The sequence below is a fragment of the Pirellulales bacterium genome (genome assembly GCA_019694455.1).
GTDB lineage: Bacteria > Planctomycetota > Planctomycetia > Pirellulales > JAEUIK01 > JAIBBY01.
Map to the genome: position 1 here is coordinate 80,899 of JAIBBY010000009.1, position 25,595 is coordinate 106,493.

A 25,595-nucleotide genomic window follows, 5' to 3' on the forward strand; every position below is an offset into this window, starting at 1 on the left:
GTCGGAGTTCGGATTACGACGATCTTTCAAACACCAGCACCGTCGGCTGACGGCGCAATTGCCAGGCGAAGATGGCCAGCCAAAGCCCGCCAATGGCCGCCAGGGCCGCCAGGTCGAGCCAATGCAGTCCGCTGCCATTCGGCGCAAACGCCGGTTTCACCAGCCAATAAACATTCAGCACATGCGCGATCAAAATCACCAGCGCCACCCGCGCGAGTCGCTGTGCGTCGCGTTTCACATTGCGCGACAACAAGGCAAACAACGGCAACAAAAAATGAAACAGGACGAGCGCAATCGCCAGCCAGCCCCAGCCGCCGTGGAGCCGCTTTTCGTACCAGCGTATTTCTTCCAGGATGTCACCGGACCAAATGATCAGATACTGCGAAAAGGCCATGTACGCCCAAAAAATGACGAACGCGAACAAAAGGCTGCCTAGATCCTGATAGTGATTGGGCCGGACGACGCCACCCAGCGGCTCGTAGCGCGCCAAGAACACGGTGACGATGATCGCCAACGCCATTCCGGTCAAAAACTCGCTGGTCACGTACAGCAGTCCGTAAATCGTGGAATACCAATGCGGTTCGAGCGACATCACCCAATCGAACGAGGCGAAGCTCACCGCCAGCCCCCCAAACAACAGGCCCGCGCCGCTGAGCTTGGCGAGCCGACGTGTAATGCGTGGATTGCCTCCATGTTGCTGCACTTGCGACCAGCGCACTAGCGCCATGGCGAAGATCGACCAAATCGCGAAGTAGAGCGCCGCGCGAATCAAGAACCATTCGATGTTGAGATACTGCATCTTGTGAGCCAAAGTCGGCTCGTGCGCCAAGGTCTCGGCGTTCCACTGGGTCCACTCGTAAAGCGACCGGACGCCAAAGCAGATCGGCAAGAACAACGCCGCCATGTACGGAATGGTTCGCGTCCCGGCTTCCAGCACGCCGCGCAACACCGCGCCCCATGCGCCTCCCACCAGATGCTGCAACATCAACAGCCCCATCAAACCCAAGGGGATGTTGAGCCAGAACACAAACGCGAACAGCCAAGAACGGTAAACCTGCGGCGCGTTGAACAACCAGCCAAGCGCGCACAAGCCGGCGCCAACCGCCCCGACAATCAGCATCCGGCGGCCAAAAACCTCCAGATCGACCTGCAGCGTCGCTTCGGATTTCATGGCGCAGCCCCCTCTAATCGGGTTAGCTCCGCCGCCGGCACTTCGTCGCGGCTGGCATGTTGGCTGAATTGCAAGGCGCGGATATAAGCGGCAATCGCCCAACGATCCGCTGGCGGCACCTGGGCCGCGTAATCCGGCATCTGGCGATAGCCGTTGGTCATCACGTCGAAGAAGTGCCCCACCGGCGCCTCGCGCAGGCGGTCGATGGCGAAATGGGGCGGTTTGGCGTATCCCCGCCGCACGATCATTCCGCTGCCGGTCCCCGCCCGGTCGTGGCACGGCGCGCAAAAGATGTTGAAGCGCTGCTGCCCGCGCTGGAGCAACTCCAGCGACATCTTCATCGGCAGCGTTGTCGCCAGTTCGCCATTGACGCGGCCGCGAAAGAAATGATCGTCCAATTGCAGTTGACCGCGCGCGATTGTCCCCTCGACCAATGGCCGCTCGCTGCGGCCGTCGTCGAAGAAGTCGCTCGCTTCCAGCGGCTCGTAGCGGGGCTGGTCGGCCATCTTCTGCACGCAGCCCGAAAGCGCCATGATCGCCATCACGGTCAGCGCGGCTCGCAAGATGTCACCAAGGGACAACATCACGGCGGCACCTCGTACACCGCCTGCGGTCCCAGGCGCTCGAGCAATTGCCGCGTGCCCGCAGCGGAAAACAGCGGATCGCGGGCTTCGACGCACAGAAAGAACTTGTTGCGCGATGCGGCCGAAAAGGCCGGCACGTTGAATAACGGGTGATAGGGCATCGGCAAACCGTTCAAACCCAACATGCCGAATACCGCCGAGAACGAGCCAATCAACACCGTCAGCTCAAACATGATCGGCACGTAGGCCGGCCAGCTATTCAGCGGACGGCCGCCAATGTTCAGCGGGTAAGCATTCGTCTGACACCACCACTGCAACAAATAACCCCCGATGCACCCGACCAGCCCCCCCACCAGCACGATCAGCGGCAAGCGTGAATTGTGTTTGTCGAGCGCCTCGGCCAACCCCTCGACCGGATGCGGCGAGTAGCCATCGATCCGCCGATAGCCCGCCGCGTGAACGTGGCGCGCGGCCTCGACCACCTGCTCCGGCGTGTCAAACTCGGCGAGTAGTCCGTAAATCGACTGCATGGCGACTAGTGGCCGTTTGGCTCTCCAGACTCCGTCTTTTCAACCAGCGTGCGCATCTCCGAGATCGAGATCATTGGCAGCACGCGAATAAACACGAACATGAGGGCCAAGAACAAACCCAGCGTGCCGATAAACGTGGCCCAATCCCAGGCCGTGCCGGCGTACATGCCCCACTCCGACGGCACGAACGAGCGGTGCAGACTGGTCACCACGATGATGTAGCGCTCGAGCCACATGCCCGTGTTGACAACGAGCGCGATCAAGAACAGCACCAGCGGCTTCTGGCGAAGTCGCTCGAACCACAGCAACTGCGGCGCGGCGATGTTGCAAAACATCAGCCCCCAAAACATCACATGGTACGGCCCCTCGGCGCGATTGGTGGTGACAAACCACTCGTACTGATTGCCGCTGTACCAGTTGTTGAAGATCTCCATCGCGTAGCCGTAGCCCACGATCAATCCAGTGGCCAACATGACCTTGGCCATGTTGTCGAGATGGCGAATGGTGATAAAGTCATGCAGCCCATACATCGCGCGTAGCGGCACCGCCAGCGTGATGACCATCGCGAAGCCGGAAAAGATCGCCCCGGCCACAAAGTACGGCGGAAAGATCGTGGTGTGCCAGCCCGGCACCTGCGCCACGGCAAAATCGAGACTCACGATGGTATGCACCGACACCACCAACGGTGTCGCCAACCCGGCCAGCAGCAGATAGGTCAGCTCATAGCGATGCCAATGCGCGGCCGAGCCGCGCCAGCCCATCGCCAACGCGCCGTAGATAAACCGCCCTATCCCGCTGTGCGACTTGTCGCGCAGCGTCGCCAGATCGGGAATCAAACCCACGTACCAAAACAGCAGCGACACCAACGCGTAAGTCGATACCGCGAACGCGTCCCACACGAGCGGGCTGCGGAACTGCGGCCACAAGTCCATCGTGTTGGGATACGGCAACAGCCAGTAAAAGAACCACGGCCGCCCCATGTGGAACAACGGAAACAATCCCGCGCAGGCGACCGCGAACAACGTCATCGCCTCGGCAAAGCGATTGATCGAGGTGCGCCACTCCTGCCGCAGCAGCAGCAAAATCGCCGAGATCAGCGTGCCGGCGTGGCCGATGCCGATCCACCACACAAAGTTGACGATCGCAAAGCCCCAGGCCACCGGCATGTTGATGCCCCAGATCCCCACGCCGCGCACCAACAGGTACGAAAGCGCGTAGAACAGCATCATTACCAGCGCGAACGACACCACCAAGCCCACATACCAACTGGTGGGAGGCCGCCCTGTGAGCACGATTGACGCGATCTTGTCGGTCACCGAGCCATAGGTGTACCCTGGCTCCAACACCGGCGGGCGAGAGTCTTCGGCAATGGCGGCGCGCGGTTCGTCCATCAGGCGTGCGCCTCCTGCCCGCTATCTTCCGCGAGCGCGGGGTTGGGATTCTTCACCACGGCCAGGTACGTGGTGCGCGGCCGCGTGTTGAGCTCGGTCAATAGCCCATAGTTGAGCGGCGACGCCTTGAGCCGCGTCACTAAGCTGTCGCGATCGTTGATGTCGCCGAACACAATGGCTCCGGTCGGACAGGCCGCCTGACACGCCGTCTTGATTTCGCCGTCGCGAACCTTGCGCCCGTCCAACTCAGCGCCGATCTTGCCTTCGTTGATCCGCTGCACGCAGTAGGTGCACTTCTCCATCACCCCACGGCTGCGCACCGTGACGTCGGGATTGCGCAACAGCTTGAAGACGGGAGTCTCCCAGTCGTTGTATTCCAAGAAGTTGAAGCGCCGCACTTTGTAGGGGCAATTGTTGGCGCAATAGCGCGTGCCGACGCAGCGGTTGTAGACCATGTCGTTCAGCCCCTCGGCGCTGTGCGTGGTTGCCTCGACCGGGCAAACCAGTTCGCACGGCGCGTGTTCGCAGTGCATGCACATCACCGGCTGAAAGTAGGTTGCCGACGGATCGTCTTCGTCCTCGCCGGCCCAATAGCGGTCGATGCGCAACCAGTGCATTTCACGCTCGCGCGCCACCTGCTCCTTGCCCACCACCGGAATGTTGTTCTCCGCCTGACAGGCCACCACGCAGCCGCCGCAGCCCACGCAGGCGTTGAGATCGACAGACATGCCCCAGGCATACACCTCATAGCGCCAGTCGGGCATCAGCGTATCGTCGTTAGCTGGTATCTCATGCGGCCGTTTGGCAAAGTCGGGCCGCTCCCGGAATTCTGCGAGCGAGGCGGCCCGTACCAGCTCGCGCCCCGCCATTCGTTGATGGCCTTGCGTGACCGCCAAGCGATACTTGCCGCCTAGCTTCTTGATCGTCGCCCCGCTGGCGTGCCACGGCGCCGCCGAAGTGCGCACCGCATACGCGTTGATCCCGCGCTGATCCCCTTGGATGGCCACGTTCTCGCGGCCATAGCCCAGATGCAGCGTGACCACTCCCGCCGGCTGGCCGGGCAACCGAAACACCGGTCCCGTGACCTTGCGGCCCGCAAGCGCCAGCTCGATCACATCCTCATCTTCAAGGTTCAGTTCGCGAGCCGTCGATGGCGCAATGAAAAACGCGTTGTCCCACGTCAGCCGCGTCATCGGCTTGGGTAACTCCTGTAACCAGCCATTGGTGGCGTAGCGACCATCTCCGATCGTCGGGTCCGCGCGAAACACCACTTCAAACTCGCCACCGCGATCGGCGCCGACCTCGGGCAGGCGCAACTGGCCGGCCAGCTTAGCGGCAAAATCATCCGCCAGAGAAGCGGAAGCCGCGTCGAACGCCGTATCGGCCAGCACGCCATCGTGGACCGACTGCTGCCAGTACGTCTCAAAATCATCAGGGTGTTTCGCCTGCCAATACGCACGCAGCAACTCGTAACTCTTTTGCCCCGGACGTCCCAGCAGCGCGGAGATCGTCTCCAACTCGGTGCGCCCCTCGTACAACGGAGCGATCAGCGGCTGAATCACGCTCGCGGCGCCGTCAAAGGCCCGCGCGTCTCCCCAAGACTCCAGAAAGTGCGCCGCCGGCAGGTGCCACTCGCATACGGCCGAGGTCTCATCCTCATACAGGCTCAAATGCGCGCGAAAGGGCGCTCGCGCAAGGTGCTTGGCAAACTGATAGTCGGCCGGCGCGTCGTAGACCGGATTGCCACCCAGAATCAGCAAAACACCAACTCGATCTTGCCGCAGATCGTCGACCAACTCGGCAAGCGTGGCGCGATTCGCCTCGGCGCGCGAATGCAATGGCGCGGTCAAAATCACTGTCTTGCCAAAATTGCCCAGCGACTGGTTCATGGCCAGCGCCAGCGCTTGAACCGCGGCCGATTGTTCGGGTCCAGCGACCACCAGCGAGGCGCCGCGATGCTCCTTGAGATCGGCGGCGGCAGCCGCAATCCAGCGCGTCAGCGTTTCGCTCAGCGACACAGTCTGTAAGTCGCCCAGCGGCAACTCCAACGCCTGGGCCAGCGCCAAGACAAAGGCCTCCATTTGGCTAGGCGCGAGCGAAAGCCGATGATCGGCCGCGGCGCCCGTGTTGCCTGGCGTCGACTCCACCGCATAGAGCCGCGACATCGCCTCTCCACCCGGTCGCCGCAGGCTGGCAAAGTCGCGCGCGTAGCGCACGCCAGCGGGTCCGCTGCACAAGAAATCGGAGTCCAGCGACACGATCGTCTTGGCGCGATCGAAGCGATAGTAAACGTGATGTTCCGCCCCCAGCGCCAAGCGACTCGCTTCCCAAGCCGCCTCACTCCCGGTCGGCGAAAACTGCGTCCAGCGCATCTCGGGATATTGCCGCGCGGCCTCCTCCATCTGCGCGATGAAGGTGGGCGACGTGGTCGGCTCGGTCAAGACGCGAATGGCGCGACCACGCTCTCCGCCGCGCTGCTTGATCGCCTCGCGCAGCGCCCCGCCAAACAAGTCCCAGGTCGACACATCACCATCGCGCGTGACCACCTGCGAGCGATAAGGATCGTACAGCCCCAACACCGCGGCCTGCGCAGCGGCATTGGTCGCCCCCAGGCTGGCGGGATGCTCCGCGTTGCCTTCGACCTTGATGGGGCGCCCCATTTGGCTCTCGACCAGTAGGCCCAACGCCACCCCTTGGTCCTGAGGCATGGCGGTCGCGAAGAAGAGCGACTTGCCCGGCACAACCTGCTCTGGCGGCTTGACATACGGCACGATCTTTTCAACCGGCTGGCGCAAACAGCCGGCCGAGTTCGCCAGCGCGAGCGACGCCCCCATCAACTGCAAAAACCGCCGGCGCCCCACCGGGCTGCCAAGCTGCTGCGCCCAGGCCGGAAACTCGTTGCACAGCCGCGCTTCGTCCTCGGCCTTGGCCTGCAACTCGTCGAGCGTGCGCCACAAACGCGCGCCGGCAGCGGTCAGATGAGCCGGCCGTGAGACCAGCGGCGCGTAATGATCGTGGCAGCCTTTGCTCATCGGTGGCACGTGGAACAACTGGTGAGAATGTTCAGCTCCGCCCGCGTGACGGTGCTTGGCCCGGTGTCCGACTCATGCGGCATCTGCACCATGCGGCTGAGCAACGCATGTTCCGCGCCGGCGAATTTTTCTGGCTCGCGGTGGCACTCCAGACACCACTCCATGTGCAACGTGTGCTCGCGCCACATCAGCGGCATCCGGTCCACGTCGCCATGGCATTGCTCGCAAGTCACCCCTTTGCGCACATGAATGGCATGGTTGAAGTACACGAAATCGGGCAGATCGTGAACCCGCGTCCAATGCAACGAGCGTCCCGACGCAAAACTGTCGCGCACTGGCTTCAGATAAGGGCTTTGGGCCCAAATCTGCGAGTGGCAGTTCATGCAGGTGGCGGTGGGCGGAATCCCGGCGAACGAAGAATCTTCGACCGACGTATGACAATAGCGGCAGTCGATCCCCAAACCGCCCACGTGATGCTGGTGACTGAATTGCACCGGCTGCTCGCGCACCACGCCGACTTCGGTCACCCAGGACGATTCGAACAACAGGCCCGCCAGCCAGGCCAAAATCGCGAGTATCAGCACCGCGCCAAAAATGGTGACGCGTGAAAAGGTATTGGTGCTGGGATGAAAGATCTGCGACATCTTTCTGAGTCGTCCCCCTTCCATCGCGCATTGCTGCGCGCTTGGCGATGTGACGATTGAACCCCTTTAATCGCTGCCTTACAAGGGGGCAGTGTGGCGAGCAAAATCCATACCGCCCCTAGAGACTTCCCAAGTTCCGCTAAGACTTCATCGCGCAAAGTCTGATCAAACTCCATAGTTTCGCGCACTGCGCCGGTGTGCGAATACCAAGGCGCCCCTCTCCGCGCGCGAGTCGCCCGCAAACGTATTGCTTACGCCGGCTTTGCGAACCGATACAATAACTACGCCCCTGCCCTTTCCATCCCGCCTCGAAACTACCTCGATATGCCGCAAGACCGGCGCGGAGCGCATTGCCATGCTGGCCAGCCCCAACACAATCCAGCGCATCTATCGTGTTGAAGACGAGATTGCCAGCGCCGTTACGCACGGCATTGGCCTGGCGCTCAGCATCGTTGGCTTGATTGCGCTCACCGTGCTCGCCGCGCAATCAGGCACCGTTTGGCAGATTGTGGGAGCGAGCATCTACGGAGCGTCGCTCGTGGTGCTCTATGCCGCGTCGACGGTGTACCACTGCGCTCGCGGCTACCGGACTCGCGCGATCTTGCGCGTGGTCGACCACGCCTGCATCTTTCTCTTGATCGCCGGCACCTATACTCCGTTCACCCTCACGGCGCTGCGCGGTCCCTGGGGTTGGACGCTGCTCGCGCTAGTCTGGACCTTTGCCCTGGCCGGCATTGGCCACAAACTCTATTCCGCCCGCCGCGGCCTCACTGAATCGGCGATTCCCTACATCATCATGGGCTGGTTGGCGATCATCGCCATCAAGCCGTTGATCGCCTCCGTGTCGTTATCGGGCTTGGCCTGGCTATTAGCCGGCGGGCTGTGCTACACCTTCGGCACGCTCTTCTATCGCTGCGAAGGGCGGCGCTACTTTCACGCCATTTGGCACGTTTTTGTGCTGGCTGGCAGCGCGCTCCACTTTTGCGCGGTGCTCTTTCACGCACATTAAGCTCGCCGACAACTAAGTTTGCGCCCGCAGTTGCGTAATGGCCGCGTCGATCGACGCCAGCCGCGCTCGTAGTTCTTCGAGACTTTGCCGCTCCTGATCGACCACGTGCGCCGGCGCGCGGGAGGTGAAGCTCTCGTTGGCCAATTTCTTTTCTTTGGCCGCGATGAAACCGACGACCTTCTCGCGTTCTTTCTCGTTCTTGGCCAATTCGGCCGCCACGTCGATCAGGCCGGCCAAATCGACGAACACCTCGGCGCTGCCCAGCGTGAACTTGGCGCAAGTCGCCGGCGGATCGACAGCGGCGCCCCAACCGGTGGCGCGGGCGCCGGCCAACGAGACGAAGTACGCCTCCATCGGGCGCAACAACTCTGTCAACTCGTCGTCGCACTTCACCGCGAACCGCAACTCGGTGCGCGGCGGAATGTTCTGCCGGCCACGCACGTCGCGCAATCCGCGCAATAGCTCTTGAAACCTTGCGAACCGCGCCTCGACCGTCGCGTCGCGCCGCGCCGCTTCGGCCAGCGGCCACTCGGCGATCATAAGGCTCTCCGCCGCCGGCCGCGGCTCGGCAATGCCGCGCTGCGGCGCCACGGCCGCCAGCAACTGCCACACTTCCTCGGTCAGAAACGGCGTCAGCGGGTGCAACAGCCGCAAGAGCGTGTCGAGCGTATGCGCAAGCACTCGCTGTGCCACGGGGCGCGCGGCCTCGTCTTGCAGTCGGCTCTTGACCATCTCGACATAAAAGCTGCAAAACTCGTCCCAGGCAAAATCGTATAGCGCGCGGGCCGCGTCGGCGAAGCGAAAAGCTTCCAAATACTCCGTCACCTGCGCGGTCACGGTGTTCAGCCGGCTCAGCACCCAGCGATCCTCAATTGCCAGCTCATCGTCGGCCACTGGCGCCGGAACATAGCCCGACAGGTTCATGAGCGCGAAGCGCGACGCGTTCCAGAGCTTATTCGAGAAGTTGCGCGCCAGCTCAAACCGCTCGCTCACCACCGCGCCGCGCGCTAGCGCCACATCGGCCGGCTTCTTGGCCCACTGCGTCGAAAACGATTCGCCACAATGCGGGCATTTCAAGCGCGCCTGCATCCGATTTTCGCGGGTTTGCTCGATCAGCTTCGCGCAGTGCGGACACTCGAACTCCACCGGCATGCGAATGTCTTGCGTTTCGGTGGTCAGGTACGCCAGCGCGAAGCGCAGCGAGTCGGCGCCGAACTTTTCGATCACATCCAACGGATCGACGCCGTTTCCCTTCGACTTGCTCATGGTCTCGCCATAAGCGTCGAGAATTTTGGGATGAATGAAGACCTGTCGAAACGGCACGTCCCCCACGTTCGACAGCCCGGTGAGCACCATCCGCGCCACCCACAGCGTGATGATGTCGCGGCTGGTGATCAGCACGCTGGTGGGATAGTAATACGCTAACTCCGGCGTGGCGTCGGGCCAGCCGAGCGTGGAATGTGGCCACAGCGCCGAGCTGAACCAGGTGTCGAGCACGTCTTCTTCGCGCCTCAACTTGTGACCGGGCACGGTGTCTTCTGCCAGGTCTTCATCGCGCGCGCAGATCAGCCAGCGGCCTCCCTCGGTCTCGCGCCGCCAGGCAATCCCCTCACGCCCGGCGAACGCCGACTTGAGCGCCGCCTCGCTCGCCTCGGCGGGCGCGTACCAGACCGGAATTTGATGTCCCCACCAAAGCTGGCGACTCACCGGCCAATCACGCTTCTCGCCCAGCCAATCCAAATAGCTCTTGGCGTAGCGCGTCGGCGCGATCTGCACGCGACCATCGCTCACCGCGTCCATCGCGGTTTGCGCCAGGTAGTCCATCTTCACAAACCATTGGTCGGCCAGCCGTGGCTCGATGGGCGTCTTCGAGCGATCGGAATGCGCCAGCTCGATCTCGCGGTCTTCCACCGCTTCCATCAAGCCGAGCGCCTCGAGATCGGCCACCACGCGGCGCCGCGCCTCGGGCATCGTCAGCGCTTGGTACGGCCCGGCGGTCACGTTCAGCGTGCCATCGGCGTTCAAGATGTTGATCATCGGCAGTTTTTGTCGCTGCCCCACCTCATAGTCATTGGGATCGTGCGCCGGCGTGATTTTCACGCAGCCAGAGCCCATCTCGGGCTTAGCCCACTCATCGGCGATGAGCGGAATCTCGCGATCCAACAGCGGCAGCCGCAATTTGCGGCCGGCGCGCGCCATGTCGCGCAAGCGCTCCAACTGCGGCAGATGCGTTTGCCGGCGCGCTTCGAGCTCGGCCAGTTGCGTCTCCAATTCGGCGCGCGATTTCTCCGGCGTCTCAGCGATCTTGGCCCGTAGCGCCGCCACGGCTTGTTCCAGCGCCGCGTTCGGGTCGGGATGCACCGCCACGGCCGTGTCGCCGAGCATCGTCTCTGGCCGGGTGGTGGCGATCGTCACATGGGTGGGTTCGCCCGGCTGCGGATCGATCACCGGATACCGGAGATGCCAAAAGTGCCCCTGAATCGTCTCATGCACCACCTCGTCGTCGCTGACGGCGGTTTGCAGAAACGTGTCCCAGTTCACCAGCCGCTGGCCGCGATAGATGAGCCCTTGGTTGAAGAAATTGAAGAACGTGTAGCGCACCGCCCGCGCGCACATGGCATCGAGCGTGAACCGCGTGCGTTCCCAATCGCAACTACAGCCCATCTGCTTGAGCTGTCCCAGAATGCGCTTTTCGTACTCGGCCTTCCAGGCCCAAATGCGTTCGACCAGCGCTTCGCGCCCCAGGTCGTGGCGTGTCTTCTTTTCTTCCTCCAACAACCGCTTTTCCACCACGGCCTGCGTGGCGATGCCGGCATGATCGGCCCCCGGCATCCACAGCGCGTTATATCCCTGCATGCGGCGCATGCGGATCAGGATGTCTTGCAGCGAGTTGTTCAGCGCGTGCCCCAAATGCAAGGCGCCGGTGACGTTCGGCGGCGGAATCACGATGGTGAACGGCTTGCGCTGGGGATCGGGCTCGCTATGAAAGTAGCCGCGCTCCTCCCAAAACCGATACCAACGACGCTGCGCGGCCGAGTGATCGTACTGCTTGGGCAATTCCTGTGTTGCAATCGACATGTTCATTCCATTGATTTCCGCACGGCCTGATCAATCACTTTCGCGAAGCGCCTACACGGCGGCGCCGGCCGGCTGATGGCTGGCCTGCCGCCGCAGTTCGTCCTTGGTGAGTTTGTATTCAAAGCTGTCGACCAGCGCAATCCAACTTGCCTCGATCACATTTTCGCTCACCCCCACGGTGCCCCACACATCGGTCTCGTCCTTGCTTTCGATCATCACCCGCACGCCAGCGGCGGTGCCGGCTTCGGAGTTGATCACTCGCACTTTGTAATCGACCAGATGCATGTCGGCGAGGTTCGGGTACGGCTCGGCAAGCGCCTTGCGCAAGGCGCCGTCCAAGGCGTTCACCGGCCCGTCTCCTTCGGCCACCTCGTGATGCACCCTCCCCTTGACGCGCAGCTTGACGCTGGCCTCCGTCGTCACCCGATCGCCATCCTCGGTTTGCACATTCACCCGATAGTGCAATCGCTCAAAATGCGAGGCAAAGCTGCCGGCGCACTTGCGCACCAGCAGGTCGAACGACGCTTCAGCCGCCTCGAACTGATACCCCAGATTTTCGAGCGCCACCACCCGCGCCAAAATCTTGTCCATTAGCTCGCGGTCGTGCTCGATGTGATACTTCGTCGTCAAGGCCTGAATGTTCGACCTGCCCGACAGTTCGCTCACCAGTACTCGTCGCTCGTTGCCCACCTGCTCCGGCGGAATGTGCTCGTAGCTGGCCGCCACGCGATTCACCGCATGTACGTGCATGCCGCCTTTGTGCGCGAAGGCGCTCTGGCCGACAAACGGCTGGTTGGAGCGCAAGTGCATGTTCGCCGTTTCGTAAACATAACGCGAAAGCTCAGTCAGGTACTCCACCTTGCCCGGCAGCAACACTTCGTATCCTCGCTTCTTGAGCGCCAAATTGGCGACCACCGAAATCAGATCCACATTGCCGCACCGTTCGCCAAAGCCGTTGATGGTGCCTTGCACCTGCGCGGCGCCGGCGTCGACCGCGGCCAGCGAGTTGGCCACCGCCAACTCGCAATCGTTGTGGCAATGAATCCCCACCGGCACCGGCAGTCCGGCAATCGCCGCGCGCACCAGTTCCGCCACTTCCTCCGGCATGGACCCGCCGTTGGTGTCGCACAGCACCACCATGCCGGCGCCCGCCTCCGCCGCGGCGCGGATGGTCTTCAGGGCGTACTCGGGGTTCGCCTTCCAGCCGTCAAAGAAGTGCTCGGCGTCGTAGATCACCTCGCGCCCCGCGTCGCATACCGCGCGCACGCTGTCGGAGATCATCGCCAGGTTCTCATCCAAGTCGACGCGCAGAATCTCCGTGGCGTGAAAGTCCCATGTCTTGCCCACGATGGTCACCACCGGCGCCTCCGAGCGCAACAGCGCGATCATGCCCGGGTCGTCGACCGCGGCAACTCCCTTGCGACGGGTCATGCCAAACGCGCATACCTTGGCGTACCGCAGGTCCAGTTCGCGCACGCGCTGAAAATATTGCGCGTCCTTTTCATTGGAGAGCGGATATCCGCCTTCGATGTAATCAAAACCCAACGAGTCCAACCGCTGTGTGATGAGCAGCTTGTCGTGCAGCGAGAGGCTGACTCCTTCGCCCTGGCTGCCGTCGCGGAGCGTAGTGTCGTAGATCTGAATGCGGCGCATGGCGTTAGCTTCAAAGGCAAGGGTGGGAAAACAAAAAAACCCTGCGGCCGGCGGGCGGCCTCAGGGCGGCGTTCATCAGACCTCAGTCGGTCACGCCCTAGGGCCGAGTCTCCTCAATAATCCCAATAATCAACGTCGCTACCACGCCCGACGACAGCGCGACTGGCTGGCGGAAGCACGTGCAGTTGGCAACGCTGAACATCAGATAAACACCCTAGGACTACCGTTTTGAAAGGATAGAAGAGCCCAGGCCAGATGTCAATTCAGCGCTGGCGCACGTCGCGTCCCGACGCTCCGGCTCACTTTTTCTTCGCTTTCTTCTTGCCGGGCGCCTTTTTCTTGGCTGCCTTGACGCTCGACTTGGCCTTGGCGCCCGCTTTCTTCTTGCCGCCCGAGCCGCCGAAAATCGAGGACCAGCCCGCCGCAAACTTCTGATTCGAACCACTATGCAGCACCGTCATCGCGCCAATTTCCTTCCACGTGAAGTCGCCCAGCTATTCACCACAAACGCAACCGCTACAACTACAAAAACCGCCCCCCACCGGTCAAGCACACCCCTCACCAAATCGTACTCGTGGCGAACCATCTCACCAGTCCACAACTGCAGGCGCTCGCCGAATTGTTGTTGCGCGACCCCACCGGCCGGCGAACCGCGCCGCTGTGGCAGGCCGCCGGCGTTCTGCCCGCCGACGCGCTGGCCGCGTGCATTGCCAGCTTTCGGCCGCCACTGTCGATGGCGCTAGTGACCGGCTTTTGCATCGTCGACGCCGATCCTCCCTGCGCCGAGACCGATGGCCCCCCCGGCACGCTCTTTTTGGCGAGCATTTTGCGAGCGCTGGGCGCGCAGGTCGCACTGGTCTGCGACGACATGAGCCGCCAGGCACTGGAAGCTGGCAGCGAATTCCTGCAGCTTCCCAACGACCGATTGCACGTCTGTCCGAGCGGCCCAGCGCAATTTGTTGAACGGTGGGCGACTGAGTTCGTGGCCGACGGTCGCTACTCGCACCTGATCGCGGTCGAACGCCCCGGACCAAGCCATACCTTGGCCAGCGCCAGCCAAGGCGACGCCGCGCTCGCCGCCGAGTTCGCCGCGGCGGTCCCGCCAGACGACTGCGATCGCTGCCACAACATGCGCGGGCGAGACATCAGCGAATACACCGCTCCGGCACATCGGCTCTTCGAACTGGCCCAACAGTCGGGCCGACGGATCACGACCATCGGCATTGGCGACGGCGGAAATGAGATTGGTTTTGGCGCCGTCCCCTGGATACAGCTGCGCGATGCCCTGGGCAGCGAGGTGGGCGCTCGCATCGCATGTCGCGTCCCGGCCGACCACCTGCTCATCGCGGGCACAAGCGATTGGGGCGCCTACGTGCTGGGCGTGGCGCTGGCCGCCGCTGCCGGTCGCCACGATCTAATTACCCCTGCCGTAGTCGACCGTCAACGTGACCTGCTGCGGCATCTGGTCAAAACCACAAGCATCGTCGATGGCGTCACGCGGCGGCGCGAAGCGACCGTCGATGGCTTGCCGCTCGAAGAATACCTTGGCTTGTTACGCGAAGCTGTCGAATGCGTTGCCTGCGACTGACGGCGGTTGTTCACTTACGACCACTGCGCTAAAATCGAACTTGGCAAAACGGCGCGCGAACAAATAGGAACTAGAGGCATGAACATTCTGGTCATCGGCGCCGGCGGCCGCGAACACACGCTGGCCTGGAAGCTCGCGCAAAGTCCGCTGGCAGACAAGATCTTCGTCGCCCCCGGCAACGCCGGCACGGCGATCGACGCCGAGAACGTGGATATCTCGCCCTCCGATTTCCCTCGGCTGATCAAGTTCGCCAAGCAGAACGAGGTGGGACTCACCGTGGTCGGCCCCGAGGCGCCGCTAGTGGCGGGAATCGTCGACGCCTTTCTGGCCGAAAAACTGCGGATCTTCGGTCCCACCAAGGCGGCTGCGGAACTCGAGGGAAGCAAGGCGTTCTGCAAGAATCTGCTGCGCCAGGCCGACGTGCCAACCGCCGACTACCGCGTGTTTCGTAGCGCCGACAGCGCCGCCACCTTTCTGAAAGACCGCGAAGACGTCCCGATCGTCGTCAAGGCCGATGGCCTGGCCGCCGGCAAGGGAGTGTTTGTCTGTAGCGGCCGCAACGAGGCGATCGAGGCGGTCGAGACCATACGCAACGAGCTGGGCCAAGCCGGCAGTCAGATCGTCATCGAAGAACGCCTCGATGGCGAAGAGGCCAGCATCATGGCCATCACCGATGGCCGGACCATCGTGACGCTCGAATCGGCCCAGGATCACAAACGCGCCTTCGATGGCGACACCGGCCCCAACACCGGCGGCATGGGCGCCTACTCCCCGGCGCCGCTGGTCACGCCGGCGCTGATGCGCAACATTGAAGAACGTGTGCTGGTGCCGACCGTCCACGCCATGAAGCGTTCGCGGCGGCCGTTTCGCGGCGTCCTGTACGCCGGCCTGATGATCGGCAACCAAGGCCCCAAGGTGCTGGAATACAACGTCCGGTTTGGCGATCCCGAATGTCAGGCCATGCTGATGCGGCTCAAGAGCGATCTGGTCGAACTGCTCCTGGCGACTGCCGAGGGTCAGCTAGAGCGCGTCGAGCGACCGCAGTGGCACTCTGATCCTGCCATCTGCGTCGTCATGGCCAGCCGAGGCTATCCTGGCGCGTACGAGCGCGGCAAGCCAATTCGCGGCTTGGACGAGGCCGCCAAAGTGCCGGGCGTCAAAGTATTTCACGCCGGCTCCGTCCGCTCGGATGGCCAGGTGCTCACCGACGGCGGTCGCGTGCTCGGCGTCACAGCCATGGGCGGCACAATTCCCGCCGCCAAGCTGCAAGCCTATACGGCGGTCAAGGCCATCCGCTGGGATGGCGCCTGGTGCCGCAAGGACATCTCCGACAAAGCGGTGCTGAACCTCGACGACGAACCGGTTACCGACGAGTAATCTCCGCCGGTCCGCCCGCTATTACGGCGTCACCGCCGAAATGTCCGAGGCGCCCGAACCTGGCGCCACGGTCGGGCTAGGCTGGAACGTGCCCGGCTCATCGCGTCCATCGCCGTCCCAGTCTCCCACCACCGGCATGTCGTCGGCCCCGCCCACTTCGAAGGCGCGATCGTGCGCCTCCAACCGATGGTTGTTGTCGGTGTCGATGTACCAGACGCCGCGCCGGTAGACGCCGATGTCGCTCTGGCCGTCGCCATTGAAGTCGCCCACCACCGGAACATCGTTCGCGTTGCCATAGGCGAACTTCTGGTCCTTGGCCGTCAGCTTACCGTCGCCATCGACATCCAAGTGCCACAGGCCACCCGCGAAGAGGGCGATCGAGTGTACGCCGTCGCCATTCCAGTCGCCGGCCAGCGGCACATCGCCCGCCACACCATGACGAAACACATGGTCGATCACGTCCGACCGTAGCTGACCGCTCGCGGTCAAGCGCAGATCGCGCGCGCCGCTGGTCGCTTGGAATGGCTGCGGAGGCACGTTCTTCAGCACGTTGCGCGCGCGGTTCTCGGGGTCGGGCAGGCCGGGCTCGGCCGCGATCGCCCGCTCGTCTCCCGGCCACGACGGGCCAAAAATGCCAATGTCGGTCTTGCCGTCGCCGTCCCAATCGCCGACCACCGGCAGGTCTTCAATGCCGCCGAGTTCGGCCCACATGTCCCCTTCGTCCCAGGCGCCGTTGCCATTCACGTCGATGAACCATTCGCCATCGACATACACGCCCACTTCGCTGATGCCGTCGCCGTTGAAGTCGCCCACAATCGGCTTGGCATGCCGACGTCCAAACTGTAACTGCTTGAGCTGCACATTGCCCGCCTGATACAGAGTCCACTCGGCGTCGGTCATGTTGGTGTGCGTCCAGGCATCGTCGCGGGCGCTCACGCGCCGGGCAATCGCACCGGTCGGACCGGCGCTGCCGCGCGGCGTGCCGCCGTTCACCACGCTCAAATGCCAAGTGTAGCTTTCCAAAAAGCCCACTCCGCCAAAGAATGTGGTGTTGTTCACGATTGGCGGGGCATTCGGCAGAATCGAAAGTCCAGGCGGCGGAACAAAGAACAACGGCACGCCCAGCTGCGGCGCCGGCGGCGGCGAAATGATCGGGATGAAGCCCGCCGTGATCGTCTGCTGAACCACCGGCGGCGTCGGCGGCATCACCAACACTTCGGCAAAATTGTTCTCGTTCGACAAGCCGCCCGGCCCGACAAAGATGCGCGTGATCGCGTCCCCGGTTTGCGCCAGCGTCAGCGTGGCGGGCAAGATGTCGCGCCCCGCCTGATAGACCGTGCCCCCCGTGGTGCCCGGCGTGTTGAGTCCGTTCAAGAAGTCTGACGGCTGCACCTGGAACACCGTGTACATACCTGGCGCCAACCCGCCGAACTCGTAGTAGCCGTTGGCGTCGGTGATGGCGAAGATCGGCTGACCCGCGCCGTCGAGCACCGGCTCGCCCGATAGCGTGCCGAGTTGCAGCTTGACGCCGGCAATGGCTTTGTCGCCCGCGTCGCGCTGTCCGTCGCGCATCGCCGGAATATCGACCACGGTGCCGTTGGGCACGACGATCGCCGGACCATCCTGAAAGACATAGCCAGTGATCTTGCCTGGCGGCAGCTCGCCAAAGTTGTAGTGCTGCGCGTGAACGGCCGGCGGAATGGCCACACCGGTGATCCTGTCGGCCGCGTCATCATCGTCGCCCCCCAGCGTGCCCGGCTCGGCGCAACCGTTGAAGTAGCCATTCGGCTGCACTTCCGCCACGCCATAGGTTCCGGGCGGAAGTCCCGAGAATTCGTACGAGCCATCTTCATTGGTCAGCGTTGTGACGCCGGTAAAGTTGCCGGCGGAGTCGAGCAAGCGAATCACCACCCCTGCGATGCCCGTCTCGCTGCTGTCGAAATTACAGTTTTGATTCAGGTCGGCATACACCGAGCCCGAAATCGTGACCGGTTCGACCACGCAGAAGTCGTAATCCTCACCCTGTTCGCCAGAACCCAGTTCGGCGCCAATCACTTTGTCCTGATCCGTGGCCTGACCGCCCGATGTGCCCGCGTGTGCCGCCCGCTTGAAGTATCCGCCGGGCACGGCCAGTTCCACCCCGTAGTCGCCCGGCTCCAATCCATCGAACTTGTAACGGCCGTTGTTGTCGGTGGTCGTTTCGCCGATCCGATTTCCCTCGGCGTCGAGCAAGTACACCGTCGCGCCTTGCACCAGGATTTCGCCGGGGTCGGGATCGCAGTCGCCGTCTCGGTCGGCATGCACCTGTCCGCTGATGCTAGCCGGCAGCGCCTCGCAGAAGTTGTAGTCCACGGCGTCCTGTCCAGGGTCGAGCATGACTCCCACGATCATGTCGGTCCCGACGACGCTGCCGCCAGCGTCGCCTGCCATGGCGTCGCCTTGGAAGTACGCCGAGGGCTGAATCTCCTCAACGCCATACACCCCAGGCGCCAGGTTGGCGAACTTGTACTCGCCGTTGATGTCGGTGGTCGTGCTGCCGATCCGCTCCCCATCGGCGTTGAGCAAGTAGATGGTCACTCCGGACAGCAGCGGTTCGTTCTCGTCCGGCTCGCAATCGCCATCCATGTCGGCATGCACGCGCCCTTGAATGCTCGCGGGGGGCAGTTCGCCAAAGTTGTAATCGGTGGCGTAGACGCTCGGCGTCAGAAACACCCCCGTGATCGAGTCGCCGGGGTTACTCGCCAATCCCCCTTCGCTGCCGGCGGCGTCGATGCCGTCGAAGTAGCCACTCGGCTGATCTTCGGCCACGCCGTAAGTACCCGGCGCCAGGCCTTCAAAGCTGTACGTGCCATCGGCGGCGGTCACGGTGGTGACGCCCGTTGGCGTGCCGTCGGCCGCCAGCAAGCGCATGGTCACGCCCGCAATCGGCGCCTCGCCCGAGTCAAAGACACCATTGTTGTTGATGTCGACATACACGTGCCCCGAGATGCCCACCGGCTCGAACTCGCAAAAGTCGTAGTCGGTTCCGGTGGTGCCCGAGGTCAGCGTGATGCCCGATATCTCGTTGAGTCCAGCCGTGCCATTGACCGAACCGGGATGGCTCACCGTGCCGAAGTAGCCGCTCGGCTGCTCTTCCACCACCTTGTAGACGCCCGGCGCCAGATTGGAGAACGTGTAGCGCCCCTGCTGATCGGTCTGGGTAGTGGCCACCTGGTTGTTGTTGGCGTCGTACAGTCGAATCGTCACGCCGGCCAATAGCGGTTCGCCGGGATCGGGATCGCAATCGCCGTCACGGTCGGCATGGACCTGGCCGCTGATGCTGCTGGCCAGCAATTCGCCAAAGTCGTAGTCCACCCCCGACTGGCCGCTGACCAACAGGGCGGTTTCAATCAAATCGCCCGGATTCTGCGCGGTTCCTCCCGCCGAGCCGCCACGGTCCTTGCCATCGAGCCAGCCGGTCGGTTGCGTTTCGATGACGCGATACGCCCCCGGCGCCAGGCCGGTCGCCACCCAAGTGCCGTCCGCCGCCGTGGTCACGGTGATCGGCGCCGGCAGCGGCCCCGAATCGGTCAACCGCTGCACGGTGATGGTCACGCCGCCGATGCCTTCTTCGCCGCTGTCACGATCGCCATCGTTGTTCGCGTCGTGATACACATGGCCCGAGAGGCTCGCTGGACGCACCTCGGCAAAGTCGTTGGCCTGCCATTCCTCGCCGCCGAGCAGCGAGCCGTCGGTGATCGAGTCGCTATTGGCCACCACGCCCCGGGTGGCCCCGTTCACCTTGCCAGCGGTCGCCCCCACGCTGAAGTAGTTGCTCGGCTGCGCCTCGCGCACCGAATATTGCCCTGGCAGCACATTCTCGAACGCGTAGTGGCCGTCGGCGTCGGTCGTTGTGGTGGCGCCGGTGGTCACATAGCCACTGCCGTCGTTTTTCCACAGTTCCAGCGTCACGCCGGCAATGCCGTTGTCACCGGTGTCTTGTTGGTTGTTGGAGTTGATGTCCTCGTACACCGTGCCGGTGATGCGGATCGGCAGGGGAACCTGCTTGAGCGTGAACGCCGCCCCCGCCGTGAAAATCGGCGACGATGTGGTTCCCGGCGGCACATAGTTGTCGTTTGGCAGATTCAGTCCCAGGCCGGCGAACTTCGAGTCGAAGTCGTCAAGAAAGATGTCGCCCGCGGCCGCGGTATGAAAGTGCGGCGCCGTGAAGGTGGCATCGAGTTTCGAGCCTTCAAACTCATTTCCCTCCGCCACCGCATTGGCGCTCCGAAAGCCCATCTCGTCGACGTCGATGCGGAACGTCAGCTTTTCGCCCACGTCGAAGCCGGTGAAATCGAGAATGAGCTTGGTGCCGCCATCGGTCACCGTGGCGTTCACGCTGTCAATGCCGGTGCTATCGACCACGGTAAACGGATACGACCCGAACGCCCCTTGCCCACCGGCGGCCGTGTCGAAAAACGTGTCGCCAATCGTCAGGCCGTCCCCCAGCTTGTCGGTGTCGATCACTACCTGCTGTAGCTGGGTGTTCGGCTCGCCGCCGTTCCAGGTGATCTGTAGCGTGTTGCCGGTGATGTCGGTCCCATCGTTGGGCTCGAAGTACACCATGCCCACGTGGATGTCGCCGGCCATCACGCGGCGCTGTTCGAGCGTCTCGACGTGGCATTTTCGCTGGGCGCTTGTGATCGGCGCCGAGCGCGCGTCGCGCGAGCGGCCGCTTTGGCCGCGAAGCATGCGTGAAAACAAGCCCACGAGAACCTCCTTGTTCCGTCTACGGCCGTCCCTGTTGATTCGCTAGCGCGGCTCGAAGAGCCGTTTGTCGATTAGTTCGTTTGCGATCTGCTCAGCCCGGCTCCGCCGGGCGTCACTCATTCGATGGGGTTCGTCGGTCGCGCGGCAGTGCTCGCCGCCGCCGCCGTCGGCAATTGCCACAGCCGCACTGTGGTGTCGAAACTCCCCGACACCAACAAGTTCTGCTCGGCCTGCCAACTGAGCGCGCTTATCGTTCCTTCGTGCCCCACCAGCCGGGCCGATTCGGCGCTCGCCGCCAGGTCCCAAATGCGGATCACGTTGTCCGCGCCCCCCGTCGCCAGTCGATCGGGTCCGCAGAACACCACGCAATGCACCTTGCCCGCTCGTCCGCGCAGTTCCGGCAGTTGCGACCCATCGGCCACCGACCACAACCTGACGGGGCAGTTGTCCCCCGCGGTGACCAAATGTTGGCTGTCGGGCGAGAAGGCGATCGATCGAATCCGCGTCGTCGCGGCCTGAATGTCTTGCGTGGGCTGACCGCTGGCGGCATTCCACAAACGCACGTGGCCATTGCGCCCCGCCGCGGCAAAAAGTTGCCCGTCGGTCGAAAACGCCGCCGTGCGCAGATCCGCCCCATCCGCCCGCAGTGTGAGCCGCAGTCGCCCCGAAGCCGGATCATAAATCCGCGCGCTGCTCTCAAAACCGACCGCTGCCAGCGATTTGCCGTCGGGGCTGTAGGCGAGCTGATAGATGGCGGCGCCGCTCGGAGTGGCGACGGTCCCCATCTGTTCGCCCGTCCCGGCGTCCCACAGCAAAATGGCGCCGTCATGGCCGGCCGAAGCCAGCACGCGGCCATCGGGCCGAATCGCCAACGCCCGCACCCAATCGGAGTGCCCCTTAGCGCGATGCAGCAAGCGGCCACTCGCGGTGTCCCAAAAGTACAACAGGTGGTCGTCGCCGGCGGTGGTCAGCAAGCGGCCATCGGGCGAGAGGGCCATACCGGTGATCACGGGGTGACGATCGTTTTCGCTCCGCGCCGGCAGGCGAATCACCTGATGCGCGGTCAGTTCCGGAGCGGCCTCGTCCGCCGCCAACAGTCGCGGCCCCATCGCGCACGAGCCCAACAGGACCGCAAGCATTCGTCGTCGGGTGGTCAATCCTGTCGCCATCATGCGTCGTCCCTCCTTGGACCCTGAGTTTCAACCTCGCGCATGAAGTAATCGACGGCCGCGCGGGCAGACCCTCTGGAGTCTGTATCGGTCAGAGCGACCGTAGGACCATAGGCGAAACAGCGAAGGCATCGCCGGAAGTCAGGCAATCAGCGCTGACTGGCAAGAGTTTGCGGCGCGGCTGCGCATGCTGAACCTGCGCCGCGCGCAAAAAAAGGGCCGCTAGCAACTTCTTGCCAGCGGCCCGTGGATGGCTCAAATCATGCGGGGGACGCTCAACCCCCTTGAATCTTGGTGATCGTCTCTTGCGCCTTCTTGCGCACGGCCGGCACCTTGTCCTTGGAGGCGATCTCCTGCAACTTGGGAATCGCCTTCTCGGCGTCTCCCTTGGGCATCTTTTGAATCCAGGCCATCGCCACCGCGCGCACGCCTGGGTCTTTGTCTTCGAGCCGCTTCAATTGGTAATCGATGTTGTAAACGTCGATTACCTTGGATTGGTCCGGGGTCAATTCCTTGTAACCACCGCAGCCGGCGGCGAACAACATGGCGCCAAGCGCCAGCGATGCGAGCGAGATTCTGTGCATGTTGAATTAGGTCCTGTTCCTGGCGATGGCGAATCGACGACCAGCGGCCACAGCAAACGGGGGCGCTGCTAGCCGAAGAACGGCAACTTAGTTTCGCCGCCGGGGTATCGTCAACCGCTGGGAAAATAAAAAACGTCCGGGCGGCCTGCAAAGCGCGCCCGGACGTAGGGATTACAGCCGTTACTAGGGTCCGTACTAATTACCAGGCAGGCTCACCGCTTCAGCGCCGTTGATGGTCGACGCCGCTCGATAAATCGGCGCCGCGATCGTGTCGGCAATGAAGGTCACCGAGCCATCGGCCATCATGAAGTTGCCGCCTCCCTTGTGATCCGCGCGGAAATTGCTGGTGCGATGCGCCAGACCCGAGGAAGTCGCCACCACGCCATCGGCGATATTATCGCCATCAGTGTCCACACCGTTGGGATAGCCAGCATCGGCGGCGGCCCACATGATGCCCGGACGGCAGTTGAGATATGCCGTCAAGTTAGCGGCGCTGGCCGACGAATCGATCGGCACATAGGTGTGCGTGACCGGGCGCTTGTTGAGCGGCTCCAAGGTGCAGGCAAACACACTGCCGAATCGGGCGCTGGGGTCCTTGTCGATCAGCTTGAGCATCGGCGGGGCATGCCAGAATTGATAGGCCGGCAGACCGCGAGCGGCGTCACCCGGATAGGGGAATGGCTGCTGAGTCCCCGCCACTGCGACCGACCAGTTGACCGGGTCGGCAACCAGCGGGAAGTTCGGGCCTTCGGCCGCCTCGCCCACGCAAATCGTGTTGCTCAGGCCGTCGCCAATCATCGCTTCGGTGCAGCAGAACGCGGCGCCCGGCAAGGCCAGTTCCTTCGGGAAGCAGGCGTCGAACATGCCGCGCTCCACCGACAAGTAACCGGTGAACGACGAATCTTCGCCATTCGCATTCAATTCCTTGAGGTTGCCGACGTTGAACGGCGACAAGCACCAGGCGTCACTGACTCCCTTGCATACCGAGTAGTCGGTCACGCCCCAGCCCGTGCCGTCCCAGCCCTGGAAATTTGCGCTGGGGAATGCGGCAATCACTGCCGACACCAGCGAATCGAAGTAGGGCTCCAGCGCGGGGTTGGTCTTGTTGCCGTTCGCCGGGCAAACCAAGCTCGGTATGACTGCCTTCATATAGGCCGCATTCTGGCTCTGCCAAGAAGCGCCCTTAATCTGCAGCGCGAACACTTGCTGAGCTTCCATGTACGGCAGCAGAGAGCTGTATGCTGTCTGCCAAATGCCGATCGAGCCGGCGCCCACGCTACCGACATCCGAGATTTTGGCGCCAATCAACGCGGCCGGGTTGCCGACGCCGGCGATCAGGCCGCACGGAAAGCTCCCTGCCGCCGAATGATAGTTGTGCATCGCAATGCCGATCTGCTTCATATTGTTCTGGCATTGCGCCCGCCAAGCCGCCTGTCGGGCAGCCTGCACCGCTGGCAATAGAAGCGCGATCAAAATACCGATGATCGCGATCACCACCAACAGCTCGACTAACGTGAAACCTGTTCGATTTGCTCGCCGAGACATGTGAATCACCTTTTTCTGATCCTCGTGCTCCAGTTCCTCTTGGCCGGAGACGGCGCCACTCTGCTGTTCCGCGTACCACGAACCTCCCGCGAGCGCTTTCCGACCCCCCAGACAGCGATCGCGACGGGCTTCCCGACTCCAAACCGCGGGCCGATGATTGCCTCTTTGGCGCCGCGACCTGAGTCAACAACTCTAGCGCTTGAATCTAAAATCAGAGAGATGAGTCAAGACAAGCAAGCGCTAAGCAACGGAAAGCCCTGTCAATTCCGCAGTCTACTGGCAGCACAACCGCTGTCAAGCAATTTGACGGATTCACCAAGATTTTAAGATTTCCGCGAGAGCCAGGTTTTGGTTAGCTTCCAAAGCAAATCTCCAAAAGAGAAGTTCCAGCCCGACTAGACTGGCCGTGACACGGTCCCACAAATCCTCCAGTTTTTCACCTGTCCATGAGCGCGACGGCAACACCGCTTCACATGCCTGGTCCGGCCGCGCCTCCCCGCCACTGGGAGTCTTGGGCAATCTGGTTTGCCGTATTCATCGCGCTGGCGATCTGGAACTGGGACACGATCGACTCCCCTCCCACCCGCGATCAGGCGGTGGGCCATTGGATGGAAGCCAACTACCTGGCCGAAACGCGGTTTGACTTCCGCAGCCTGCTGGACGAGGAAGGCGAGCGACTCGGCGGACCACGACTCTATCTCGTTTCGATCCTGCCGTCCCTCATCGCCGCCACCATGCTGCTCACCGGGTCGGCGACCGCCACGCTGGTGCTGTACCATCTCTTTACGTATGCCTGCGCCAGCCTGATGGTCCTCTTCACGTTCCAAATGGCGCGCCCCCTGGCTGGCGCGCTCGGCGCGGCGCTGGTCTCGGCGGCGCTCGTCACCACACCGCTGGTTAGCGCCCAGATCGCGCTCTGCGGGATGGATGTCCCCATGGCGGCCTGCGGCCTGTTGGCCGCGCGATTCGTGCTGCGCGAAAGATTCTGGCTCGCCGTCGGCGCCGCGCAGCTTGGGTTTTTGATCAAGATCAGCGGCATTCTGATCACCGCCGCCATGCTGCTCTATCTCGTCGCGCGCTGTGCGTGGCCACAATCTGGTCCACCATCTCGCCTTTCACGCCGCGATTGGCTCGTCGGCGCCGCGATCACCGCGGCGGCGCTGGCGCTGCAAGTCGCGCTATTTCTGCTCTCGCTCTACCTGACCAACAGAACCTGATGCGCCTCTCGCACCTCAATCGAACATGAATCCCGGCCGCCAAGTTTTCCCCACGCTCTGGCTCGCGCGCGACCTTTGTCCCGACGTCGTGGCGCTGGCCGCGCTCTGCGCGCTGGTCTGGCTGGCACGCGTGATTCGCGCCGGCGCCGCCGCGCCCCGCCAAACGCCGCGTGTCGCGCGTGCCAGGGCCATGTGGCTGGCGGCCATCTCGCCGCCCGTGGTCCTGTTGAGTTGGCTGGTGATCGCCGCCACCATCGAGGCCAATCGCCGCTGG

18 protein-coding genes are annotated in these 25,595 nt (G+C 63.1%); 5 read left to right on the forward strand and 13 right to left on the reverse strand.

Annotation, left to right across the window (positions count from 1 at the left end; translation table 11 throughout):
• Positions 1–13: 13 nt before the first annotated feature.
• The 6 genes from K1X71_05890 to K1X71_05915 are packed head-to-tail and all read right to left on the reverse strand — an operon-like array spanning position 14 to position 7,352.
• Positions 14–1,171 carry a hypothetical protein gene (locus K1X71_05890; protein ID MBX7072660.1) on the reverse strand — a complete coding sequence of 386 codons (1,158 nt, stop codon included), beginning with the start codon at positions 1,169–1,171 and terminating at the stop codon, positions 14–16.
• Positions 1,168–1,758: a cytochrome c gene (locus K1X71_05895; GenBank protein ID MBX7072661.1), complete on the reverse strand. Its 591-nt coding sequence runs from the start codon at positions 1,756–1,758 to the stop codon at positions 1,168–1,170. The genes K1X71_05890 and K1X71_05895 overlap by 4 nt, the downstream gene beginning before the upstream one ends.
• The gene (locus K1X71_05900; protein ID MBX7072662.1) at positions 1,755–2,285 is read right to left on the reverse strand and encodes a DUF3341 domain-containing protein; all 531 of its coding nucleotides are present in this window, start codon (positions 2,283–2,285) and stop codon (positions 1,755–1,757) included. The genes K1X71_05895 and K1X71_05900 overlap by 4 nt, the downstream gene beginning before the upstream one ends.
• 5 nt (positions 2,286–2,290) lie before the next feature.
• Positions 2,291–3,676, reverse strand: a complete 1,386-nt coding sequence (gene nrfD, locus K1X71_05905) for a polysulfide reductase NrfD (GenBank protein MBX7072663.1) — start codon at positions 3,674–3,676, stop codon at positions 2,291–2,293.
• Positions 3,676–6,708, reverse strand: a complete 3,033-nt coding sequence (locus tag K1X71_05910) for a TAT-variant-translocated molybdopterin oxidoreductase (protein ID MBX7072664.1) — start codon at positions 6,706–6,708, stop codon at positions 3,676–3,678. Before K1X71_05910 ends, nrfD begins: the two co-directional genes overlap by 1 nt.
• Complete coding sequence (locus K1X71_05915; GenBank protein MBX7072665.1) at positions 6,705–7,352, reverse strand: cytochrome c3 family protein; 648 nt, start codon at positions 7,350–7,352, stop codon at positions 6,705–6,707. Before K1X71_05915 ends, K1X71_05910 begins: the two co-directional genes overlap by 4 nt.
• Positions 7,353–7,707: 355 nt before the next feature.
• Here K1X71_05915 and K1X71_05920 point away from each other — a divergent pair, with 355 nt between their 5' ends.
• Positions 7,708–8,361, forward strand: a complete 654-nt coding sequence (locus K1X71_05920; GenBank protein ID MBX7072666.1) for a hemolysin III family protein — start codon at positions 7,708–7,710, stop codon at positions 8,359–8,361.
• Positions 8,362–8,373: 12 nt separating this feature from the next.
• Here the strand turns inward: K1X71_05920 and K1X71_05925 are convergent, their stop codons facing one another.
• From K1X71_05925 to K1X71_05935, 3 genes are all read right to left on the reverse strand, one after another.
• The gene (locus K1X71_05925) at positions 8,374–11,439 is read right to left on the reverse strand and encodes a valine--tRNA ligase (GenBank protein MBX7072667.1); all 3,066 of its coding nucleotides are present in this window, start codon (positions 11,437–11,439) and stop codon (positions 8,374–8,376) included.
• A gap of 51 nt (positions 11,440–11,490) precedes the next feature.
• Positions 11,491–13,092, reverse strand: coding sequence for a citramalate synthase (gene cimA, locus K1X71_05930; protein MBX7072668.1), 1,602 nt, complete (start codon positions 13,090–13,092; stop codon positions 11,491–11,493).
• 299 nt (positions 13,093–13,391) lie between these two features.
• Positions 13,392–13,553, reverse strand: coding sequence for a hypothetical protein (locus K1X71_05935; GenBank protein MBX7072669.1), 162 nt, complete (start codon positions 13,551–13,553; stop codon positions 13,392–13,394).
• Between the two features lie 113 nt (positions 13,554–13,666).
• Here K1X71_05935 and K1X71_05940 point away from each other — a divergent pair, with 113 nt between their 5' ends.
• Positions 13,667–14,680, forward strand: a complete 1,014-nt coding sequence (locus tag K1X71_05940) for a DUF4392 domain-containing protein (protein MBX7072670.1) — start codon at positions 13,667–13,669, stop codon at positions 14,678–14,680.
• A gap of 78 nt (positions 14,681–14,758) precedes the next feature.
• Complete coding sequence (purD, locus tag K1X71_05945; GenBank protein MBX7072671.1) at positions 14,759–16,057, forward strand: phosphoribosylamine--glycine ligase; 1,299 nt, start codon at positions 14,759–14,761, stop codon at positions 16,055–16,057.
• Positions 16,058–16,078: 21 nt separating this feature from the next.
• Here purD and K1X71_05950 read toward each other — a convergent pair whose 3' ends face one another.
• From K1X71_05950 to K1X71_05965, 4 genes are all read right to left on the reverse strand, one after another.
• Positions 16,079–20,806 (reverse strand): carboxypeptidase regulatory-like domain-containing protein, encoded by a 4,728-nt coding sequence (locus tag K1X71_05950; GenBank protein ID MBX7072672.1) that lies wholly within the window; start codon positions 20,804–20,806, stop codon positions 16,079–16,081.
• 116 nt (positions 20,807–20,922) lie between these two features.
• Complete coding sequence (locus K1X71_05955; protein MBX7072673.1) at positions 20,923–21,978, reverse strand: WD40 repeat domain-containing protein; 1,056 nt, start codon at positions 21,976–21,978, stop codon at positions 20,923–20,925.
• Positions 21,979–22,250: 272 nt separating this feature from the next.
• The gene (locus K1X71_05960; protein ID MBX7072674.1) at positions 22,251–22,559 is read right to left on the reverse strand and encodes a sister chromatid cohesion protein PDS5; all 309 of its coding nucleotides are present in this window, start codon (positions 22,557–22,559) and stop codon (positions 22,251–22,253) included.
• 195 nt (positions 22,560–22,754) lie between these two features.
• Positions 22,755–24,104: a DUF1559 domain-containing protein gene (locus K1X71_05965; GenBank protein ID MBX7072675.1), complete on the reverse strand. Its 1,350-nt coding sequence runs from the start codon at positions 24,102–24,104 to the stop codon at positions 22,755–22,757.
• A 473-nt stretch (positions 24,105–24,577) separates the two neighbouring features.
• Between K1X71_05965 and K1X71_05970 the strand changes: the two genes are divergently transcribed.
• Both K1X71_05970 and K1X71_05975 read left to right on the forward strand, forming a co-directional pair.
• Positions 24,578–25,321, forward strand: coding sequence for a glycosyltransferase family 39 protein (locus tag K1X71_05970; GenBank protein MBX7072676.1), 744 nt, complete (start codon positions 24,578–24,580; stop codon positions 25,319–25,321).
• Between the two features lie 25 nt (positions 25,322–25,346).
• Positions 25,347–25,595 (forward strand): hypothetical protein (locus tag K1X71_05975; protein ID MBX7072677.1); only part of this gene is annotated, 249 nt, incomplete at its 3' end.

Bases quoted from the DNA above. Each gene is read 5' to 3' on its own strand.
- K1X71_05890 (MBX7072660.1), bottom strand. From the start codon at position 1,171: ATGAAATCCGAAGCGACGCTGCAGGTCGATCTGGAGGTTTTTGGCCGC.
- K1X71_05900 (MBX7072662.1), bottom strand. From the start codon at position 2,285: ATGCAGTCGATTTACGGACTACTCGCCGAGTTTGACACGCCGGAGCAG.
- nrfD (MBX7072663.1), bottom strand. From the start codon at position 3,676: ATGGACGAACCGCGCGCCGCCATTGCCGAAGACTCTCGCCCGCCGGTG.
- K1X71_05910 (MBX7072664.1), bottom strand. From the start codon at position 6,708: ATGAGCAAAGGCTGCCACGATCATTACGCGCCGCTGGTCTCACGGCCG.
- K1X71_05915 (MBX7072665.1), bottom strand. From the start codon at position 7,352: ATGTCGCAGATCTTTCATCCCAGCACCAATACCTTTTCACGCGTCACC.
- K1X71_05920 (MBX7072666.1), top strand. From the start codon at position 7,708: ATGCTGGCCAGCCCCAACACAATCCAGCGCATCTATCGTGTTGAAGAC.
- K1X71_05925 (MBX7072667.1), bottom strand. From the start codon at position 11,439: ATGTCGATTGCAACACAGGAATTGCCCAAGCAGTACGATCACTCGGCC.
- cimA (MBX7072668.1), bottom strand. From the start codon at position 13,092: ATGCGCCGCATTCAGATCTACGACACTACGCTCCGCGACGGCAGCCAG.
- K1X71_05935 (MBX7072669.1), bottom strand. From the start codon at position 13,553: ATGACGGTGCTGCATAGTGGTTCGAATCAGAAGTTTGCGGCGGGCTGG.
- purD (MBX7072671.1), top strand. From the start codon at position 14,759: ATGAACATTCTGGTCATCGGCGCCGGCGGCCGCGAACACACGCTGGCC.
- K1X71_05955 (MBX7072673.1), bottom strand. From the start codon at position 21,978: ATGATGGCGACAGGATTGACCACCCGACGACGAATGCTTGCGGTCCTG.
- K1X71_05960 (MBX7072674.1), bottom strand. From the start codon at position 22,559: ATGCACAGAATCTCGCTCGCATCGCTGGCGCTTGGCGCCATGTTGTTC.
- K1X71_05965 (MBX7072675.1), bottom strand. From the start codon at position 24,104: ATGTCTCGGCGAGCAAATCGAACAGGTTTCACGTTAGTCGAGCTGTTG.
- K1X71_05970 (MBX7072676.1), top strand. From the start codon at position 24,578: ATGCCTGGTCCGGCCGCGCCTCCCCGCCACTGGGAGTCTTGGGCAATC.